The following is an 18,365-nucleotide window of genomic DNA, read 5'->3' on the forward strand; positions in this document are numbered from 1 at the left end:
TTTTTACACCCCCACCCCGCCAACCCCGCTCCTCTCTGGTCTCGTGGGCTCGGAGATGTGTATAAGAGACAGAGCAGGCTCGCTCCCACAGGGAGGGTTGACCGGCAACAGAGTATCTACAGGGGAGGCTGGCGCTGCCCCCCTATAATGCCTGCTCTATATCCGCCAGCAAATCGGCGACATCCTCCAGCCCCACCGCCAGGCGCACCAATCCTTCACTTATTCCGTGTCGTGCCCGTTCCTCCAGGGTGTAGGTAGAGTGGGTCATGCTCGCGGGATGCTGCGCCAGTGACTCGGCCCCCCCCAGGCTGACCGCACGGCTGAACAATTGCAGGGCATTCATAAAGCGCTGTCCTGCAGCCATGCCGCCCTTGAGCTCAAAGGCAATCATGCCCCCCGGCAGTTTCATCTGCCGGGATGCCAGCTCGTATTGCGGGAAAGAGGGCAGGCCGGGGTAGGCCACCCATTCCACGGCAGGGTGATCCTGCAACATATGCGCAATGGCCTGGGCGCTGCTGCAATGGCGATCCATGCGCAGGGCCAGGGTCTTGATACCGCGCATCAGCAAATGCGCATCATGGGGCGACAAGACAGCCCCGGTCAGGTCCTTCAAGCCTTGCAGACGGATCCGGTCAGCCAGGAGCTGGCTGGTGACCACCATGCCAGCGGTGATATCACTGTGCCCGCTCAGGTACTTGGTGGCCGAATGCACCACCACGTCGGCGCCCAGTTCCAGTGGGCGCTGCAGATAGGGCGTGCAGTAGGTGTTGTCGATCACCACGAGCAGGTTGTCATGTGTGTGGGCAATCCGCGAGACGGCAGGGATGTCCACCAGTTGCATATTCGGGTTGGCCGGCGTCTCGAAGTAGATCATGCGGGTTGCAGGGCTGATCGCGGCTTGCAGTTCGGCCGGGTTGGCCATGTCCACATGTTTGACCACCACCCCGAATTCACCGATGCCGTGGTGCAGCAGGGCAAAGGTGCAGCCATACAAGGTGCGGTTGACGATGATTTCATCGCCGGGCCGCAGCAGGGTCCAGAATGTTGCGGCGATCGCGCCCATGCCGGAACTGAACGCCACACCCGCTTCGCCGTTTTCCAGCGCCGCCATGCGTGCTTCCAGCAGGGCCAGGGTGGGGTTGGAAATGCGGGTGTAAAAATGCCCGTGCTCTTCACCGGAAAAACAGCCTGCGCCGTATTCGGCCGTGGCAAAGGCAAAGGTTGAGGTCATATAAACAGGGGGGATTACCGCGCCGTTGTGTTCCAGCGGGTTATAACCGTAGTGGATGGCGCGAGTAGAAAAGCCGAAGTTGTTGTTCTTATCGTTCATGGTGAACTCTCCGATATTTCCTACAATGCTATGCTTTAAATGAACGTGGAAAATTCCAAATTTACCTGTAAATACACCACTTACCAGAACAAAAAACCGCCACGCTGACCGCTAGGGGCAAAACATGCCAAACGCTCTGGACAGAACCGATAAAGCCTTGCTTTGCGCACTGCAGGGCAATGCCCGACTTACCGTTGCAGAGTTGGCCGAGAGTGTCTCACTGACCACCTCGCCGTGTTGGCGACGGGTCAAAATGCTGGAAGAGAGCGGGATCATTACGGGCTATCAGGCGGTTCTTTCGCCAAAGGAACTGGGATACGGGGTCACGGCGTTTGTCAGCATCATGATGGCCTCTCACTCGCAAGAACTGGCCAGAAGCTTTGAACAACGGTTATTGGAAATTCCCGAAATCGTCGCGTGTCACAACGTGTCGGGTCGTTACGACTTTTTATTGGAAGTCGTGGCCAGGGATCTTGAATCCTTTGGCGAATTTGCCCGTGAAGTCCTGCAGACATTGCCCGCGGTCAAAGAGATTTACTCGAGTTTTTCGTATAAGTCGGTCAAGCCAAGGCGAGAGGTGCCTGTTGAAGGTTGAGTGCATCAAGGGTGCATTCAAGTCTTATCTGTAAAATAACTTTTCGATGAGTTGTAAGTGTTTTCTTTGAGTAGAGTAGTTCTGGCCTGATTACTCTTTTGGTGACGGCAGGTGCGTGTTTTAAGTGCTTGGCTTTTACTTTTAATTACATTGATTAAGAGTAAATCCCCATGTTGAACCGCGAAGTAATGCTCCAGCTGTTCCCCAAAAGTACGGCCTGCGTCGATCTGTATTTGCCCCTTGTGCAGGCCGTTAGCCGTCAAGTGTTGATCAATACCCCCCGACGCCTTGCTGCATTTCTAGCTCAGGTAGGCCATGAAAGTGCAGGGTTCACGGTACTTGTCGAAAACCTTAATTACAGTGCCGGTGGCCTCGCGGCCACCTGGGGCTCCCGCTTTGCGCAGAAGGATGGCGAAGGTCAATACATTACCGTAACGGACGGCAATCGCTCCCGGCGCGTACCCAATGCTGACGCGCTTATGCTTCAGCGCCGGCCGCAGGCAATTGCAAACCGGGTCTACAGCAACCGCCTGGGCAATGGCTCAGAGGCGTCGGGGGAAGGCTGGTTATATCGGGGCAGGGGATTGATTCAAGTCACCGGTAAAACCAACTACTGCCAGTGCAGCCAGGGGTTGTTCGGGGATGAGCGCTTGCTCACCAGCCCGCAACTGCTGCAAGAGTGGCAATGGGCAGTGGCGTCGGCGGGCTGGTACTGGAACTCGCGCAGTATAAATACCCTGGCAGACGGGGAGGATTTCGAACGCGTGACAAGGGCTATCAATGGTGGTCTCAATGGTCACGCCCAGCGTGCGGCGCTATACCGCAAGGCACTGGTTTTATTGCACGCCTGAGCGGTTCAATCAGGCCATAATGCCCGCGCAGTTTGTTCGCAGCCATCAGGAGCCATAGATCAGTGATGTTCGAGATAAAGCCGATTAACCCCGAGACATATCGTCAGCAAACTCGCCGCAGTACGCTGTATATCGCGTTGACGTTTGTCTTGCTGGCGCTGCTGTTGTCAGGTGTGCTGGTCATGGTTTTGGGTGTCGCCGGTGGCGACAATTTTCGCCTGAATCTGGCCGGGGTCATTGTTGCCCTGATCACGACCTTCCTGCTGGTGCGCTACCTGTTCTGGTCTCAACCCTGGATGGCGCCCGCAGTCTACGGCTGGCAACTCAAGCGTAGCCTGATGAAGGTCACCAATGTCATGCATCACGTAACGGCGGGAGTCATGGCGGGGGATGTGGCGGCGATGAAGCTGCTGCGCTTCTATCATCTGGGCGTGACCCAGATGTACCAGCTGGACGCCAATTCCAGCGCGTTAAGCCAAATGGTTCGCGAGATCGATTTGCACAAGGCACGTCTTGAAGCACTGGGCATCGACACCGGGCAGACCCGGCTCGATCCGCAGTGGATTGATGCGGTGAAAAAGTTTGCGCCGCTGAAGTAATGCTGCTCACCAGACCTGCTGTGTTTGTGTGGGAGCGAGCCTGCTCGCGAAGTTCGTAAGTGATAGCCTGTTTTTACGGGATAAATGCGACGATCTGGAGCTCTTCGCGAGCAGGCTCGCTCCCACCGTCGGGGCATGCGAGCCTTATGGGTGGGGTTCAGCTTACGACGCGATAGCACGGCTCATAGGCCGCACCGCCTGGCAGTTTCATACGATGCTGCTCAACAAATGCCTGCAGCAGTTTGTCCAGAGGTTTCATCACGGCAGCGTCACCGTGGATCTCGTAAGGCCCGTATTGCTCGATCAGATGGATGCCTTTCTCTTTTACGTTACCCGACACAATCCCGGAGAAGGCCTGACGCAGGTTGATGGCCAATTCATGTGCTGGCATGTCGCTGCGCAGTTTCAGGCTGGCCATGTTGGCGTGGGTCGGGTCGAACGGGCGCTGAAAGCCTTCGTCGATTTTCAGTAACCAGTTGAAGTGGAAAGCGTCGTTGCGCTCGCGGCGGAATTGTTTAACCGCCTTGAGCCCGGCGGTCATATGACGGGCCACTTCGGCCGGGTTGTCGATGATGATCTGATACTGCTGTTGCGCTTCTTCACCCAGGGTAGCGCCGACAAACTCATGCAGTTGCTGCAGATAGGGTTCGGCTTCCTTGGGGCCGGTCAGGACAACCGGGAACGGCACATCTTTGTTCTCCGGGTGCATCAGAATGCCCAGCAGGTACAGGAATTCTTCTGCCGTGCCAGCACCGCCCGGGAAGATAATCACCCCGTGACCGACCCGCACAAAGGCCTCAAGACGCTTTTCGATATCCGGCAGAATGACCAGTTCATTGACGATGGGATTCGGCGCTTCGGCAGCAATGATGCCCGGCTCGGTCAGGCCCAGATAGCGGCCACCGGTCAGACGTTGTTTGGCGTGGGAAATGGTGGCGCCCTTCATTGGCCCTTTCATCACACCGGGACCGCAGCCGGTACAGATATCCAGGCTGCGCAGGCCCAGTTCGTGGCCGACCTTTTTGGTGTATTTGTACTCTTCGGTATTGATGGAGTGGCCACCCCAGCACACCACGATTTTCGGTTCGACGCCCGGGCGCAACGTGCGGGCATTGCGCAGCAAGTGGAACACGTAGTCGGTGATGCCCGCCGAGCTGCTCAGGTCAATGCGTGGGCTGTCCAGGCCGCTCTGGGTGTAGACGATGTCGCGCAGGGCGCTGAAGAGCATTTCACGGGTACTGGCGATCATTTCGCCATCGACAAATGCATCGGCAGGGGCGTTGAGCAGTTCAAGCCGCACGCCGCGGTCTTGCTGGTGAATCCGCACCTCGAAGTCCTGATAGGCCTCAAGGATGGTCTTGGCGTTATCGACGTGAGCGCCGGTGTTGAGGATAGCCAGTACGCACTGGCGGAAAAGCGTGTAGCTGGTGCCTGAGCCAACCTCGCTCAGCTGTTGTACTTCACGTTGGGAAAGTGTTTCCAGGCTGCCTTTCGGGCTGACCGAGGCGTTGATGACTTGTCTTTGGACCATTGCGAGCTTCCTTGAGCGGGGTCGAAAAATTGCTTGGCGCAGCTTTTGAATTCATGTCATCAGTGCGAGCGAGGCGTCCCGACTCTTGCGTCTTTGGATTGCATTTCTGTAAGCATAGTAGCCTTGGTCCTGTAATTAAAAGAGCCGCAGTTAACTCCAGTTACAGTACCAGCAGTGAGCACGGCAGCGATAAGGTAACCTCGCAAGTTACTGAAACAGAAAAAGGACTGGCAGATGATCATCACCACCACACACAGCATTGACGGCAGAAAAGCCACTGAATACCTGGGGATTGTCAGTGCCGAATCGGTTCACGGCATCAATGTGGTACGAGATTTTTTGACCGGAGTACGCGACTTTTTTGGTGGGCGCTCTCAGACGCTGGAGCGAGCACTGAAAGAAGCGCGAGCAGAGGTCACGGACGAAATTCGAGACAGGGCCAAAGCCATGGGAGCGGATGCGATTATGGGGCTGGGGTTTGAAATCAGCATGCCGTCAGGGCGTGGCGGCATGCTGGTGGTGTTTGCCACGGGCACGGCTGTGCGCTTGAACTGAGGCACCAGGATTCGACCGCACAGGGCGGTCGAATGGGCTTTACGAATTAAACCGTTTTCGCCAAAGGTACGCCTGCAGTGGTTTTGGACAGCGCGTCCTGCAGTTTTTGCTCTTGTTCCGGGGACAGGGAGGTACGCAGGACCTTGCCCTTGAAGTCCGAGTCTTCCAGTTCCTTCAGCACTTTTTCCGGCTGGAATTTGCGCAGCAGAACGAACAGGGCCGAGGAATCATTCGGAATGGTCTCGCTCAATGACTTGATGAAATCATCATCGATCCCGTAATCGCTCAATGAGCCCGACAAAGCGCCGGTACCGGCACCCAGTGCGCCGCCGATGGCAAAGCCTGCCAGCGGGTTGAGAAACAGCAGCCCGACCAGTGCGCCCCACAGGCCGCCGGTGACCAGGCCTGAAGTAGCCCCGATCGCTGTCAGGTTAACGCTTTGCTTGATATGGATCTTGCCTTCGGCATTACGCACCACAATCACCGCATCTTCCAGCTCGACCAGATGCTCCTTGCTCAGCGAAACCATCTTGGTGAGGGCACGATCTGCTTTTTCGGTGTCTGAAAATCCCACTACGATTAAATCGGACATGTCTTTCATTCCTTGACGGTACAGGTCCAGCCCGGCGAAGGGCTGAAGGGTGGAGGGGTTTCTCAAGGCGGCACAATGCAAACACCCTGGCGCGCAGTGGTTCAGCTTTCTGGAGCCTGCTGCGAGGAATGAGCGTGGTCGCTAACCTTGAAACGGTCAAGTCGACGAGACATATCTCTTGATAAAGAGAGGGTGCGGCAAGGGGATAATGCCGTGGCAGGTGCAGTGTGCAAATGATTTGAGGAGGGCTGGCTGAGCAGCCCTGACCTCAAGCCTTGGGCTGATACCTCACAGGCTTATGGCTGTTCGTTCTTTTCAGGTGCATTCAGGCCGGCCTGGATACGTTGGTAAATTTCTTCACGGTGAACGGCTACATCCTTCGGCGCATTGATGCCGATTCTGACCTGTTGTCCGCTGACACCTAAAATAGTGATCGTAATATCGTCACCGATGTTTATGCTTTCACCAACTTTGCGGGTGAGTATCAGCATTTTTTTCTCCTTGATGGCTTTGTAAGGCACGTCTCTGAGACGGTGCGGCTTCGGTCATGACTACAGAATACTGCTAAGTACGTATTATTGCGCCGCTCATTACAGACGACATGGCCAGAGGTTTAATTCCCTTTACGGGGAAAATTCTCGCGCATAAGCCTTAAATTGGGGCACTTTGGATTTGTTCAAGGAGAGCAAGGCCGCTGCCCCAGTGATAAAATCTACCCATTCAAACAGACAGGGGAAACGCAGTGCGTATAGTCATCGTGATGACAGCAATATTGGCCTTGACGGCTTGCGGTCAGGAGTCTAACGATAAAATCCAGCGGGCTAAAGCAGCTTCTGAAGCAACGATGGCCCAGGCCCCTGTTGCTCACTGGGCTTTGGAGATCACTGAAGGCCAGAGAGCGACCATTCCGGACACGACCGGCAGGCTTCTTGACAACGGTTTTACTCCTTACATTTACGAGAGTGGCGGGGTTCAGCACTTCCTGATCGGACCATTCACCACCCAGGCTCAAGCGCTTGAGGCCCAGCAAAAGATGAAGCTCAAGCCCAAGCTGGACGGTATTGAAACCAACGTGATCGAACTGCCCGCCGCGAAATAGTCTGATACAGCGTCGGGTACCCGCCTGAGCTTAGCTGCCGCTGGCGTTATTCGACGCTTTGTGCAGGAAATATTTGTTCACTCGGCGCACATCAGAGCAACACGACGGCAAGGGCCATCGCCATGAGCAATCACAAGATCGAAATTCGACGCAGCAATGTCGAAAAAATCCTTCTGGGGGCTGAAAAGGTTTTTGCCGAAAAAGGCTTTGCCGGTACGGCGATGGCGGACATTGCGGCGCAAGTCCAGTTGCCACGTTCCAACCTGCATTACTACTTCAGCACCAAGACGGATCTTTACAGCGCGGTATTGCTGGGGTTGCTGGAAGTGTGGAAACAGGATGCGCTGTGTTTCGAGACCTACGACGATCCTCGTCTGGTATTGAGCAGTTACATTCGTGCCAAAATGCACCACTCACGTACCCGGCCCCATGGCTCCAAAGTCTGGGCCAATGAAATGATCCATGGCGCCCCGACCCTGGGTCTTGCGCTTGATGCCAGTTTGTATGACTGGGCCAAGATCAAGGAGGCGAAAATTCGCCAATGGGTGCAAGACAAGCGAATCCTGCCTGTTGAGCCGTCCAGCCTGCTGTATATGATCTGGGCATCAACTCAGCATTACGCTGACTTTGACCATCAAGTGATGATCATCAACGATCACCAGCCGTTGTCCGATATCCAGTTTGAACGTGCGGTGCAGACCGTCACCAGCGTGATCCTGCGCGGGATCGGGCTGGAGCCGTAAGCAACCCTGCTTATCGATCGTGTGGGAGCGGGCTTGCTCGCGATGGCATCATCCCGGTGTACCTGACACACCGCATTGCCTGCATCGCGAGCAAGCCCGCTCCCACAGGGTTGATTTACGAAGCCACGCAGTACGGGTTACGTGGGTCGTGGTTCCAGTCCAGAAATGGCAGGCCATTGTTGTGTGGCACCATCTCGATACAGTCCTGCACCGGGCAGGTTATCTGGCACAGGTTGCAACCCACACATTCATCGTCGATCACTTCATACCGATGTGTGCCGTCGGCCTGCTTCAAGCTGGCGATGGCCTGGTGCGAAGTATCTTCGCAGGCAATATGGCAGCGCCCGCAACCAATACAGGCGTCCTGATCGATCCTGGCGATAACCTGATAATTGATATCCAGATATTTCCAGTCAGTAGTATTGGCCACTGCACGGCCGGAAAAGTCCTCCAGGCTGGTATAGCCTTGACTGTCCATCCAACGCGACAAACCGTCTTTCATTTCTTCAACAATTCGAAATCCGTGAAGCATCGCTGCGGTGCATACCTGTACCGAGCCACAGCCCAGGGCAATAAACTCTGCAGCATCACGCCAACTGCCAATGCCGCCTATCCCACTGATAGGCAAGCCTTTGGTCAGCGGGTCGCGGGCAATTTCCGCCACCATATTCAGGGCTATCGGCTTGACTGCCGAACCGCAATAGCCGCCGTGGGTGCTCTGGCTGCCCACTACGGGTAGCGCCACCATGCGTTCAAGGTCGACACTGGTGATCGAGTTTATGGTGTTGATCAATGACACCGCATCGGCGCCGCCACGATGGGCCGCCCGGGCGCTAAGGCGCACATCGGTGATATTGGGCGTCAGTTTGACGATCACCGGCAATGAACAGTAGGTCTTGCACCAGCGTGTGACCATTTCCACGTACTCGGGCACCTGGCCAACGGCCGCGCCCATGCCGCGCTCCGGCATGCCGTGGGGGCATCCGAAATTCAGCTCGATGCCATCGGCACCGGTGGCCTCCACCAGTGGCAGGATGTATTTCCAGGACTCTTCTTCGCAGGGCACCATCAGCGACACGATAAGGGCCCGATCCGGCCAGTCCTTCTTGACCTGGGTGATCTCGCGCAAGTTGATTTCAAGGGAGCGATCGGTGATCAGCTCGATATTGTTGATGCCCATAACCTCGCGGTTGGGGCCGTAGTGTGCCGAGTAACGCGAGGACACGTTAACCGCGGCCGGGTCCTCACCCAGGGTTTTCCAGACCACGCCACCCCAGCCTGCCTCGTAGGCTCGTACCACGTTGTAGGCTTTGTCGGTAGGTGGCGCAGACGCCAGCCAGAACGGGTTGGGGGCCTTGATACCGGCGAAAACAATCGAGAGATCGGCCATTTATGCAGCCTCCTGATCAAGCATGAGTTGGGCATGCATGGCTTCTGCGGCCAGCTTGCCGTGTTGCACGGCCTGTACGGTCAGGTCTTGCCCCAGAGAGGTGCAATCGCCTCCGGCATACACACCGGGAATATTGGTGCGCAGGTGTTCGTCTACTTCGATGCGATCGCCCGCGCGCTTGAGTGTTTGCGCCAGCGGATCGCTCAGGGCTGCATCATCAAAGGCCTGGCCTATGGCCTTGAACACCGCGTCTGCGGCCAGCTCGAAGGTTTCACCGGTGGTCACCAGGCGCCCGTCTTCCAGGCGTGTGCGGGCAAAGCGCATGCCGCGCACCTTGCCGGTGTTGTCCAGCAACACGTCCTGTGGCTGTGCCCAGGTCATTAGTCGCACCTGATTGGCCTTGGCAATGTCCTGCTCGTGCCCGGTGGCGCCCATGTCCTGCAGCCCGCGGCGATACACCAGATTCACTTCGCGAGCGCCAAGACGGGCCATTTGCACGGCCATATCGATCGCAGTGTTGCCAGCGCCCAGCACAATGCAGCGCTCGGCCAGGGGTAACCGGGTCAGGTCGTCGCTCTGGCGCAACTCGCGGATGTAGTCGGTGGCAGCCAGCAGCCCCGGAGCATTTTCATGGGGCAAACCCAGCTGGCGACTGGCAGCCAGACCCAGCCCGAGAAATACCGCATCGAATTGCTGGTGCAGTTCGCTCAGGCTCAGGTTGTCGCCCAAGCGCTGGCCGTGGCGCACTTCAATGCCGCCAACCTGCAGGACGAAATCCACTTCGCGCTGGGCAAAATCGTCCACCAACTTGTATTTGGCAATCCCGTACTCGTTAAGCCCGCCGGATTTCTCCCGCGCTTCGAAAATCACCACCTCATGCCCGTGCAGTGCCAGGCGATGGGCGCAAGCCAGCCCCGCAGGTCCGGCGCCGACCACCGCGATGCGTTTGCCGGTGGGCGCAGCACGCTTGAACGGATGCTCGCTGAACTGTGCATGATCGACCGCATAGCGCTGTAACAAACCGATCAGTACAGGCGCGCATTCCTGGCTGTTGTTGCGCACGCAGGCTTGCTCGCACAGTACCTCGGTAGGGCACACCCGGGCACAACTGCCGCCGAGGATATTGGCCGAAAGAATTTTCTGTGCTGCGCCCTGGATGTTTTCCTGTTGGATATTGCGAATAAACGACGGGATATCTATATCGCTGGGGCAGGCATTGACGCAGGGGGCGTCGTAGCAATACAGGCAACGTGAGCTTTCCAGCACGGCCTGGCGAGCATTGAGGGGCGGCGCCAGATCGGTAAAGTGGCTGGCCAGGACCTGCGCAGATTCATGGGGGTGGGGTAAATGGTTCAAGGACTTGATCACGGTGCTTACCTCAGGGGTGAGGAGATCTTTGTGCCTCTGTCGGGCAGTGTTTTTATGCTCAGCGTTTAACAGCCACCGGTTGCTGATGCTCGGCGCGCTTTTTCAGCAAGTCGAACACCGCAGGGTAGGCCGGGCGTTCGATATAGCGACCGGCTCCGCGTTCGGCCCGCAGGTCACCGTCAACCCACACCAGGCGACCCTGACTGATGGTATGACTGGGCACACCGCGTACGGTCTTGCCTTCAAAGATGTTGAAGTCGACATTTTGATGGTGGGTTTTAGCGGAAATGGTGCGGGTGCCCTGAGGGTCCCACAGCACCAGGTCGGCATCGGCACCGACCCGGATCGTGCCTTTGCGCGGGTAGATATTGAAGATCTTCGCGGTGTTGGTGGAGGTCAGCGCTACAAACTCCTGCATCGACAGGCGCCCGGTATTCACGCCTTCATCCCACAGCAGCGCCATGCGGTCTTCGATACCCGCCGTGCCGTTGGGGATCTTGCTGAAATCGTCACGCCCGGCGGCCTTTTGTTCGGCGCAAAAGCAGCAGTGGTCGGTGGCGGTAGTGTGCAGGTTGCCCGATTGCAGGCCGTGCCACAGTGCCTCCTGATGCCCGCGAGGGCGGAAGGGCGGGCTCATCACGTAGCCTGCTGCCGTTTGCCAGTCGGGATGCTGGTACACGCTGTCATCCAGCAGCAAATGCCCGGCCAGTACTTCGCCATATACCGGTTGGCCCTGGCTACGGGCGTAGGTGATTTCGTCGAGTGCTTCACGGGTCGAAACATGCACCAGGTACAACGGCGTACCGAGGGTCTGAGCGATGCGGATCGCCCGGCTGGCCGCTTCGCCTTCCACCTGGGAGGGACGTGACAGCGGATGGGCTTCCGGCCCCGTCATGCCCTGGGCCATAAGTTTGCGTTGCAGGTGGTACACCAGTTCGCCATTTTCGGCATGCACGGTCGGGACCGCACCCAGCTCCAGGCAACGCTCGAAGCTGGCCACCAGGGTGTCGTCTGCGGCCATGATCGCGTTCTTGTAGGCCATGAAATGCTTGAAGCTGTTGATGCCGTGATGGCTGACCAATTCGGCCATTTCTTCACGTACCTGCTCGCTCCACCAAGTGATTGCGACATGAAAGCCATAGTCTGCTGCCGACTTTTCGGCCCAGCCCCGCCACTGATGAAAAGCCTCAAGCAGGGACTGCTGCGGGTTGGGAATGACAAAATCGATAATCGATGTTGTACCGCCTGCCAGACCGGCCGCAGTGCCACTGAAAAAGTCTTCGCTGGCGACGGTGCCCATAAACGGCAATTGCATATGCGTGTGGGGGTCGATACCACCGGGTATCAAATATTGGCCGCGACCATCGAGTACTTCGCAGCCTGAAGGAACATCAAGATCAGTGCCAATCGCGCGGACCAGACCGTCAGCGCAATATACATCCGCACAATAACTTTCATCATGGGTCACAAGCGTAGCGCCACGGATTAACAGCGACATACGGAGTTCCTCGCAGGCTGACCGGCTAGAGCCGGTTCTAACTGTTGTTATTGATATTTAGTGGGAAGTTTGCATTCCTGCCACTGGTGACAGGAATAAAATCTAGTGGGTTGTTGAAGAATGATCAAACTTTATTTTTAACGGGGTTAGATATGTATAACTATATGATTTTTAAAGTTAATTATTTTAAATCACCAAAATGATGCACGGCCTCACCATTTTGACGCACTTGACAGGATTCAAATATAAGCGAACTTTCTTATGCGAAATCAGGTGCTTGAGCTTGCGGATGAAGGGAGGTGAGTCGATTAAGTTAATAAGCACGCACCGAAGTGTTTCGTTTGGCGATATAAAAAAACTGATAAAGGCCTTTAACGGGAATGAGAGTCATTTGGCTGGTGTTTAAAACGGTTTTAAAAGCAGCGTGTTGCCAGTCATGCAGGACGGTTTGAGCAGGCGAGGGAAGTAACACGGCACAGTTCTTGATTGTTGCTGCCATGACCGGGCGGGATAGGCAAGTAAGTGTCCAGGCAAGGGAGCGCTTTGTGTCCATACGCAGCGCCAGGCAGTTCAACCAGGAGCAGCACAACAAGAGAGTGATCGACTATGCAACCGAGCAGATCAAAAGTCACCGAACGTAACGGTTTGTACGAACTGGATGCCGGGCCTGAAGTCCTCGATAGCCCCCGGTACAACCACGATATCGCCCCCACCAAAGTTCATGAGCGCACCTGGAACAAGTGGCATATCACTGCCTTGTGGGTCGGCATGTCCATTTGCGTACCCACCTATACCCTGGGCGGGGTTCTGACAGCCTATTTCGGGCTTTCAGTGGGTGAGGCACTGCTGGCGATTCTGCTGGCAAATATCGTGGTATTGATCCCTCTGACTCTCAATGCCTTTGCGGGCACCAAATACGGCATACCCTTTCCTGTTTTGCTGCGTTCTTCCTTCGGCATTATCGGCTCCAACGTACCGTGTCTGATCCGTGCTCTGGTGGCCTGCGGCTGGTTCGGGATCCAGACACTGTTCGGCGGTCTGGCCATTCACCTGTTTCTGGGCTCGGTGTTCGAGGGCTGGAAAAGCCTGGGCGGTACGGGTGAAGTGATCGGCTTCATGATTTTCTGGGCGCTCAACCTGTGGGTGGTATTGCGCGGTGCCGAGTCGATCAAGTGGCTGGAAACCCTGTCTGCACCCTTGCTGGTACTGGTCGGTATGGGCTTGCTGGTGTGGGCTCTGCCCAATGTGTCGATGAGTGAACTGCTGGCCCAGCCGCCCAAGCGCCCGGAAGGTGCCAGTGTGTACGGCTACTTCTTTGCCGGCCTGACTGCAATGGTGGGTTTCTGGGCCACCTTGTCCCTGAATATTCCGGATTTCAGCCGTTACGCAAAAAGCCAGAAAGACCAGATCCTGGGGCAGATTTTTGGCCTGCCGCTGACCATGTTCCTGTTCGCCGCTCTGGGCGTGGTGATGACGGCAGCGTCCGAAAAACTGGTAGGCGTTACCGTATCCGACCCGGTCAGCCTGATCGGCCATATCCAGAGCCCGGGCTGGGTGGCACTGGCCATGGCGCTGATCATCATCGCCACGCTGTCGACCAATACGGCGGCCAATATTGTGTCGCCCACCAATGACTTCCAGAACATCGCTCCCAAGTTGATCAACCGCACCACGGCAGTGATCTTGACCGGCCTGGTGGGCTTGGCGCTGATGGCTCATGAATTGCTGAAGAAACTCGGCCTGCTGGTCTCGGATGTGAGCCTGGAAACCGTGTACTCCAACTGGTTGCTGGGTTACTCCAGCCTGCTTGGGCCGATTGCCGGGATCATGGTGGTCGACTATTTCGTTATCCGTCAGCAAAAACTCGACCTTGCCGGGCTGTACCGTGACGGGGTGTACCCGGCCTGGAACTGGAAGGGTTTTATCGCTTTTGGTGTACCTGTGGCGCTGACGTTGCTGTCGTTGGGCAGCAGTGCCTTCAGCTGGTTCTATGACTTCGGCTGGTTTACCGGGTCGTTGCTCGGGGCCGTGATTTATTACGGGTTGTATCGCCTGAACAGTCAGCAAGCAGAAGCCGTCAAAGGCACGGTTTGAAGCGCCTTCCTATAAAAACTGCCTGAGGAAACTATCATGAACGCCGCACACGACCTTCAGCAGCACCGCGCGACATTGATCAACGGCGAGCGCCTGTGGGCCTCGTTAATGGAACTGGCCCAGCTGGGTGCCACGGTAAAGGGCGGTGTATGCCGCCTGGCCCTGACCGACCTGGACCGCCAGGCCCGGGATATTTTTGTACGCTGGTGTGAGGACGCTGGTTGCACCGTCAGCGTGGACGCCGTGGGCAATATCTTTGCCCGCCGTCCGGGGCGCAATCCGGATTTGCCGCCGGTGATGACCGGCAGCCATATCGACACCCAGCCCACCGGCGGCAAGTTCGACGGCTGCTTTGGCGTACTGGCCGGGGTTGAAGTACTGCGCACCCTCAACGACCTCAATATCGAGACTGACGCGCCGCTGGAAGTGGTGGTGTGGACCAATGAAGAAGGCTCACGCTTTGCGCCTTGCATGATGGGTTCCGGGGTTTTTGCAGACAAGTTTACCCTTGAAGAAACCCTGGCCAAAACCGATGCCCAGGGCGTGACCGTGGGTGAGGCCCTGAATGCAATTGGCTATGCTGGCAGCCGCCAGGTCAACGGCCACCCGGTGGGGGCCTACTTTGAAGCTCACATCGAACAGGGGCCGATTCTGGAGGACGAGCGCAAAACCATCGGCGTCGTACTTGGCGCCCTGGGGCAGAAATGGTTCGACCTCAACCTGCGCGGTGTAGAAGCCCATGCCGGGCCTACGCCCATGCACCTGCGCAAGGATGCATTGGTCGGGGCGGCGGCCGTGGTTGCCGCCGTCAACAAGGCAGCTCTTGGCCATCAACCCCACGCCTGCGGGACCGTGGGTTGCCTGCAAGCCTATCCGGGCTCGCGCAATGTCATCCCCGGTGAAGTACGCATGACCCTGGACTTCCGGCATTTGCTGCCCGAGCGGCTGGACTCGATGATCGAGCAAGTGCGTGGGGTGATTGAAGCCACCTGCGAGGAGCATGGCCTGAGTTTCGAACTGACTCCCACAGCAGACTTTCCGCCGCTGTACTTCAACCCTGATTGCGTCAACGCCGTGCGGGATGCGGCCAATGAGTTGGGCTTGTCGAACATGGATATCGTCAGCGGGGCAGGGCACGACGCCATCTTCCTGGCCGAACTGGGTCCGGCAGGGATGATATTTGTGCCCTGTGAAGGCGGCATCAGCCACAACGAAATCGAAAACGCCGATCCCAAGGATCTGGCAGCGGGATGCGCGGTATTGCTTAAGGCAATGTTGGCGGCGTCGAAAAATGTAGCGCATTGATGCTTATTTAAAGATCCAGCACTTTCTCCTGTCTATGGGAGCGGTAAAAGCCGCTCCTGTTTCCATATTTTCTTGTTCTTTAGATGCCCGCGAGATCGAATATTTGTTTCGTGATGTTTCGTTTCGCCTGCTGTGTCGGCATATTTGTATTTTAAGTTTGCGCAATAACAATGGCTTAGTGTTGTCCTAAAGATGATTCTGTAAGATGGTGTAGGATCTTTCTATGTATATTTGTTTGCGGCTATGGTCTCTTGAGGGTAATGTTTATTTGAGAACTTGTTGGGTTATTAATAACTGGGAAGTTATCAGGCTTAAGGTTGTGGGGGGGTTATGAATCTGGACGATATTGGCAATACACCACTCGTTGAGCTAATGCGATTTGCCTGCAATGGAGGTCGCTTGTTTTCGAAGTGTGAATATATGAATCCTTCTGGCAGTCATAAAGATCGAACTTATTTGAATATCATCACTTCGCTAGAGCGTGAGGGTGTCATTCGTAAAGGTATGACGCTGGTTGACTGCTCGACCGGTAACGGTGGGGCGGCGCTAGCATGGATTGGAAAGAAGAAAGGTTATTCCATCAAAATATTCATGCCGGAAGGGATGACATGTGAACGTAAAGAGCAAATAAGAGCGTATGGAGCACATGTGGTCGAAACGCCCAAAGAAAGCTTTTTGGTAGGGGCCGTTGATGCAGCTAAAGAGTATGTGAAAAGTAAAAATTCTAGTGAGGTCTATTTCTTGGATCAGTCGAGCACGCTACTTAATAAGTTGGCCTGGCATACCTGCGGAGAGGAGATTGTCAAAGCGCTTGGTGAGTACAAAGTTGTACCGGATTATTTCGTGTGTTCTTTAGGTACTGGAGGCACGTTCTCGGGTATTGCTGAAGTCTTGAAGCGGCATTATAGAGATATTAAAACAGTCGGTATTGAGGTGGATGCTTCTGCTCCATTGTATGCCGCAAGGCAAGGGCTTGAGTTTGAACATCGGTCGCATAATCTTATGGGGCTGGGAGCAGGTGTGTTGTCGATTAATACAACCCCTAACTTGATCGACGAAGTGGTTGTCGTGGATGGTGATGAAGCCTGGGAACAGATGAGGTTGTTTGTGTCAAAAAATGAATATGGCATAGGGCCGACGTGTGGTGCCAACTTGTTAGTGTGTGAAAAGATAGCGGCTATGCAAAGAGGTTTAAATATCGTCACGCTTTTTTTTGATAGTGCATGGAAGTACAAGAGCTGTTGGGATGGGGTTTATCCAGCGTATACGGAGGTCAAATGATGCTGCTGAAAGAGGTATATGAGAGAGCTAAAGTAGTTAGTGTGGGGGCAACAAGAATTACAGTAAATGAATTTACGGATCAGCTGCCGGCTTTGAGGCCGGAGGTGCTCCTCGAAGCGGCACGTGGTGTCATTGAGGTCATGGATTGGCATGTTGATAAAATAGTGACGGAGGAAGATAAGGGCGCACCGCTGGCGACAGCAGTCTCCATATTGACGGGTATTCCAATGGCTATTGCACGATGGTACACATATAGCCTTGAAGATGTGAATGATGTGTGTGTGGATCTTGAATCAGAATATTATCAAGGGAAGCTTTACCTTAATGGAGTTGTTGCGGGTGATAGAGTGGTCATTGTCGATGATACTCTGAGTACGGGAGGTGCTGTTATATCGTTGGTGGAGGCTGTTCGGCGTAGTGGGGCTGAAGTGGTCGATGTCGTGTGTGCAGTAGAGAAAGTACAAAATAATGGTAGGGAGCAGGTTTTGAATAGTACGGGTGTTGCAGTTAAAACGCTCGTTAGGATTGTATTGTCTGAAGATAGGGTTCGGGTGTTGGACTGATCCAGAAAAGCTCGCTAGGCGTGAGGGGAAGTAAGTAGGAAGGGTTGTCTATGAAGCCTGAAAACTTGGGTGTTATATTAGGGTTGTTCTTTTGTTTTATCAGCGCCGCCTTTGATGTGTATGTCGCGTTTATAACGCAGGTACTTGATACCCTGGTGGTTGTTTTCTATTGCTTTGTTTCGTCTGCTGCATTGTTTATGATGTACAGCCTCCGTGCAGGCAGGCATAGCTTGATGGACAAGATCCAGCAAGACTGGCCATTGGTGGTATGGATCAATCTGTCGGTATTGTTGAATTGGGGCGGTCTTTTTTATGCCCTGCGATTTCTGGAACCAGCGGTAGTAGGGGTAGCCTCAGTAGCCTGCGGCCCAGCATTGACTTTGCTGGTGTCGAGCTTTGTAAAAGGTGCTGGCAAGGCCACTGCACTCGAAACCCTGATTGCCGGACTGGTATTGCTCTCGGTTGCCATAATGCTGTTTCAGTCTTTGGTCGGGGAAAGTGGTATTTCTTCGACTTCCATAGAACAGAGAATTATCGGTATTGTCAGTGTAGTGCTGTGTGCAATGGGCACGGTATTTTATACGATTATTTCCAAAAAGATGTTTTATTGTCGTTGGAAAACTTATGATATTCTGGCTGTGAGGAGCATCATGATGGTAGTTGTTTGCAGCCTGTTTATCAGCTTCAGCGACACCTCATTCAGTCTCGCCCCCCAGTGGATCTTGCCGCTGTCAGTTCTGGTTATCGTCGGCCATCTGTTGCCTGTCTACCTTATTCAAAAAACCATTTTTCATCTCAGTCCAATAGCGGTGTCATTTGTATTGCTGACGTTGCCGGTTTTTACCTTGCTACTTCAATACCTGGATTCGCGGGTGGCGATTTCAATGCCGAGCATCCTGGCCGTCTGTCTTATTGTTGGACTGCTGGCCTGGCTGGCTATATCAAACAGGCGAGGTGCGAAATGATAAGAG

The 18,365-nt window shown here is 55.1% G+C and carries 19 protein-coding genes; 11 read left to right on the forward strand and 8 right to left on the reverse strand.

What is annotated here, in order from left to right:
* Positions 1-142 precede the first annotated feature (142 nt).
* Positions 143-1,330: a methionine gamma-lyase gene (locus tag QN377_RS15620; RefSeq protein ID WP_095018823.1), complete on the reverse strand. Its 1,188-nt coding sequence runs from the start codon at positions 1,328-1,330 to the stop codon at positions 143-145.
* 124 nt (positions 1,331-1,454) lie between these two features.
* On the opposite strand from QN377_RS15620, the gene QN377_RS15625 reads away from it, so the two are divergent.
* From QN377_RS15625 to QN377_RS15635, 3 genes are all read left to right on the forward strand, one after another.
* The gene (locus QN377_RS15625) at positions 1,455-1,925 is read left to right on the forward strand and encodes an Lrp/AsnC family transcriptional regulator (RefSeq protein ID WP_095002348.1); all 471 of its coding nucleotides are present in this window, start codon (positions 1,455-1,457) and stop codon (positions 1,923-1,925) included.
* A 170-nt stretch (positions 1,926-2,095) separates the two neighbouring features.
* Positions 2,096-2,776, forward strand: a complete 681-nt coding sequence (locus tag QN377_RS15630) for a glycoside hydrolase family 19 protein (protein WP_095018824.1) — start codon at positions 2,096-2,098, stop codon at positions 2,774-2,776.
* A 65-nt stretch (positions 2,777-2,841) separates the two neighbouring features.
* A complete protein-coding gene (locus QN377_RS15635) occupies positions 2,842-3,375 on the forward strand; it encodes a DUF3087 family protein (protein ID WP_095018825.1) in 534 nt (177 codons plus the stop codon).
* A 157-nt stretch (positions 3,376-3,532) separates the two neighbouring features.
* Here QN377_RS15635 and ppnN read toward each other — a convergent pair whose 3' ends face one another.
* Positions 3,533-4,906, reverse strand: coding sequence for a nucleotide 5'-monophosphate nucleosidase PpnN (gene ppnN, locus QN377_RS15640; protein ID WP_095002351.1), 1,374 nt, complete (start codon positions 4,904-4,906; stop codon positions 3,533-3,535).
* A gap of 234 nt (positions 4,907-5,140) precedes the next feature.
* Between ppnN and QN377_RS15645 the strand changes: the two genes are divergently transcribed.
* The gene (locus tag QN377_RS15645; protein WP_095018826.1) at positions 5,141-5,461 is read left to right on the forward strand and encodes a YbjQ family protein; all 321 of its coding nucleotides are present in this window, start codon (positions 5,141-5,143) and stop codon (positions 5,459-5,461) included.
* 46 nt (positions 5,462-5,507) lie between these two features.
* Here QN377_RS15645 and QN377_RS15650 read toward each other — a convergent pair whose 3' ends face one another.
* Together QN377_RS15650 and csrA are read right to left on the reverse strand one after the other, a co-directional pair.
* Positions 5,508-6,053 (reverse strand): DUF1269 domain-containing protein, encoded by a 546-nt coding sequence (locus QN377_RS15650; protein WP_016780418.1) that lies wholly within the window; start codon positions 6,051-6,053, stop codon positions 5,508-5,510.
* Positions 6,054-6,349: 296 nt separating this feature from the next.
* Positions 6,350-6,544, reverse strand: a complete 195-nt coding sequence (gene csrA, locus QN377_RS15655) for a carbon storage regulator CsrA (protein WP_016780419.1) — start codon at positions 6,542-6,544, stop codon at positions 6,350-6,352.
* A 251-nt stretch (positions 6,545-6,795) separates the two neighbouring features.
* Between csrA and QN377_RS15660 the strand changes: the two genes are divergently transcribed.
* Together QN377_RS15660 and QN377_RS15665 are read left to right on the forward strand one after the other, a co-directional pair.
* Positions 6,796-7,152, forward strand: a complete 357-nt coding sequence (locus tag QN377_RS15660) for a hypothetical protein (protein ID WP_095002352.1) — start codon at positions 6,796-6,798, stop codon at positions 7,150-7,152.
* Between the two features lie 122 nt (positions 7,153-7,274).
* Complete coding sequence (locus QN377_RS15665; protein WP_095002353.1) at positions 7,275-7,895, forward strand: TetR/AcrR family transcriptional regulator; 621 nt, start codon at positions 7,275-7,277, stop codon at positions 7,893-7,895.
* 115 nt (positions 7,896-8,010) lie between these two features.
* Here the strand turns inward: QN377_RS15665 and preA are convergent, their stop codons facing one another.
* The 4 genes from preA to QN377_RS15685 form a co-directional block, all read right to left on the reverse strand.
* Positions 8,011-9,285, reverse strand: coding sequence for an NAD-dependent dihydropyrimidine dehydrogenase subunit PreA (gene preA / locus QN377_RS15670; RefSeq protein WP_095002354.1), 1,275 nt, complete (start codon positions 9,283-9,285; stop codon positions 8,011-8,013).
* On the reverse strand, positions 9,286-10,653 hold the full coding sequence (locus tag QN377_RS15675; RefSeq protein ID WP_095018828.1) for an NAD(P)-dependent oxidoreductase: 1,368 nt from the start codon (positions 10,651-10,653) through the stop codon (positions 9,286-9,288).
* Positions 10,654-10,711: 58 nt separating this feature from the next.
* Positions 10,712-12,151: a dihydropyrimidinase gene (gene hydA / locus QN377_RS15680; RefSeq protein WP_095018829.1), complete on the reverse strand. Its 1,440-nt coding sequence runs from the start codon at positions 12,149-12,151 to the stop codon at positions 10,712-10,714.
* 313 nt (positions 12,152-12,464) lie between these two features.
* On the reverse strand, positions 12,465-12,704 hold the full coding sequence (locus tag QN377_RS15685) for a hypothetical protein (RefSeq protein WP_133144381.1): 240 nt from the start codon (positions 12,702-12,704) through the stop codon (positions 12,465-12,467).
* Positions 12,705-12,757: 53 nt separating this feature from the next.
* Here QN377_RS15685 and QN377_RS15690 point away from each other — a divergent pair, with 53 nt between their 5' ends.
* From QN377_RS15690 to QN377_RS15710, 5 genes are all read left to right on the forward strand, one after another.
* Positions 12,758-14,245, forward strand: a complete 1,488-nt coding sequence (locus QN377_RS15690) for an NCS1 family nucleobase:cation symporter-1 (protein ID WP_095018830.1) — start codon at positions 12,758-12,760, stop codon at positions 14,243-14,245.
* A 36-nt stretch (positions 14,246-14,281) separates the two neighbouring features.
* Positions 14,282-15,550 (forward strand): Zn-dependent hydrolase, encoded by a 1,269-nt coding sequence (locus QN377_RS15695; RefSeq protein ID WP_095018831.1) that lies wholly within the window; start codon positions 14,282-14,284, stop codon positions 15,548-15,550.
* Positions 15,551-15,880: 330 nt separating this feature from the next.
* Positions 15,881-16,831, forward strand: a complete 951-nt coding sequence (locus QN377_RS15700; RefSeq protein ID WP_095018832.1) for a cysteine synthase family protein — start codon at positions 15,881-15,883, stop codon at positions 16,829-16,831.
* Positions 16,828-17,394 carry a phosphoribosyltransferase family protein gene (locus QN377_RS15705; RefSeq protein WP_165446483.1) on the forward strand — a complete coding sequence of 189 codons (567 nt, stop codon included), beginning with the start codon at positions 16,828-16,830 and terminating at the stop codon, positions 17,392-17,394. The genes QN377_RS15700 and QN377_RS15705 overlap by 4 nt, the downstream gene beginning before the upstream one ends.
* A gap of 50 nt (positions 17,395-17,444) precedes the next feature.
* Positions 17,445-18,359: a DMT family transporter gene (locus tag QN377_RS15710; RefSeq protein WP_322213150.1), complete on the forward strand. Its 915-nt coding sequence runs from the start codon at positions 17,445-17,447 to the stop codon at positions 18,357-18,359.
* Positions 18,360-18,365 lie beyond the last annotated feature (6 nt).

The organism is Pseudomonas sp. CCC4.1, assembly GCF_035019225.1.
Taxonomy (GTDB): domain Bacteria; phylum Pseudomonadota; class Gammaproteobacteria; order Pseudomonadales; family Pseudomonadaceae; genus Aquipseudomonas; species Aquipseudomonas bubulae.

Bases quoted from the DNA above. Each gene is read 5' to 3' on its own strand.
- QN377_RS15620 (WP_095018823.1), bottom strand. From the start codon at position 1,330: ATGAACGATAAGAACAACAACTTCGGCTTTTCTACTCGCGCCATCCAC.
- QN377_RS15625 (WP_095002348.1), top strand. From the start codon at position 1,455: ATGCCAAACGCTCTGGACAGAACCGATAAAGCCTTGCTTTGCGCACTG.
- QN377_RS15630 (WP_095018824.1), top strand. From the start codon at position 2,096: ATGTTGAACCGCGAAGTAATGCTCCAGCTGTTCCCCAAAAGTACGGCC.
- QN377_RS15635 (WP_095018825.1), top strand. From the start codon at position 2,842: ATGTTCGAGATAAAGCCGATTAACCCCGAGACATATCGTCAGCAAACT.
- ppnN (WP_095002351.1), bottom strand. From the start codon at position 4,906: ATGGTCCAAAGACAAGTCATCAACGCCTCGGTCAGCCCGAAAGGCAGC.
- QN377_RS15645 (WP_095018826.1), top strand. From the start codon at position 5,141: ATGATCATCACCACCACACACAGCATTGACGGCAGAAAAGCCACTGAA.
- QN377_RS15650 (WP_016780418.1), bottom strand. From the start codon at position 6,053: ATGTCCGATTTAATCGTAGTGGGATTTTCAGACACCGAAAAAGCAGAT.
- csrA (WP_016780419.1), bottom strand. From the start codon at position 6,544: ATGCTGATACTCACCCGCAAAGTTGGTGAAAGCATAAACATCGGTGAC.
- QN377_RS15665 (WP_095002353.1), top strand. From the start codon at position 7,275: ATGAGCAATCACAAGATCGAAATTCGACGCAGCAATGTCGAAAAAATC.
- preA (WP_095002354.1), bottom strand. From the start codon at position 9,285: ATGGCCGATCTCTCGATTGTTTTCGCCGGTATCAAGGCCCCCAACCCG.
- hydA (WP_095018829.1), bottom strand. From the start codon at position 12,151: ATGTCGCTGTTAATCCGTGGCGCTACGCTTGTGACCCATGATGAAAGT.
- QN377_RS15685 (WP_133144381.1), bottom strand. From the start codon at position 12,704: ATGGACACAAAGCGCTCCCTTGCCTGGACACTTACTTGCCTATCCCGC.
- QN377_RS15690 (WP_095018830.1), top strand. From the start codon at position 12,758: ATGCAACCGAGCAGATCAAAAGTCACCGAACGTAACGGTTTGTACGAA.
- QN377_RS15695 (WP_095018831.1), top strand. From the start codon at position 14,282: ATGAACGCCGCACACGACCTTCAGCAGCACCGCGCGACATTGATCAAC.
- QN377_RS15700 (WP_095018832.1), top strand. From the start codon at position 15,881: ATGAATCTGGACGATATTGGCAATACACCACTCGTTGAGCTAATGCGA.
- QN377_RS15705 (WP_165446483.1), top strand. From the start codon at position 16,828: ATGATGCTGCTGAAAGAGGTATATGAGAGAGCTAAAGTAGTTAGTGTG.
- QN377_RS15710 (WP_322213150.1), top strand. From the start codon at position 17,445: ATGAAGCCTGAAAACTTGGGTGTTATATTAGGGTTGTTCTTTTGTTTT.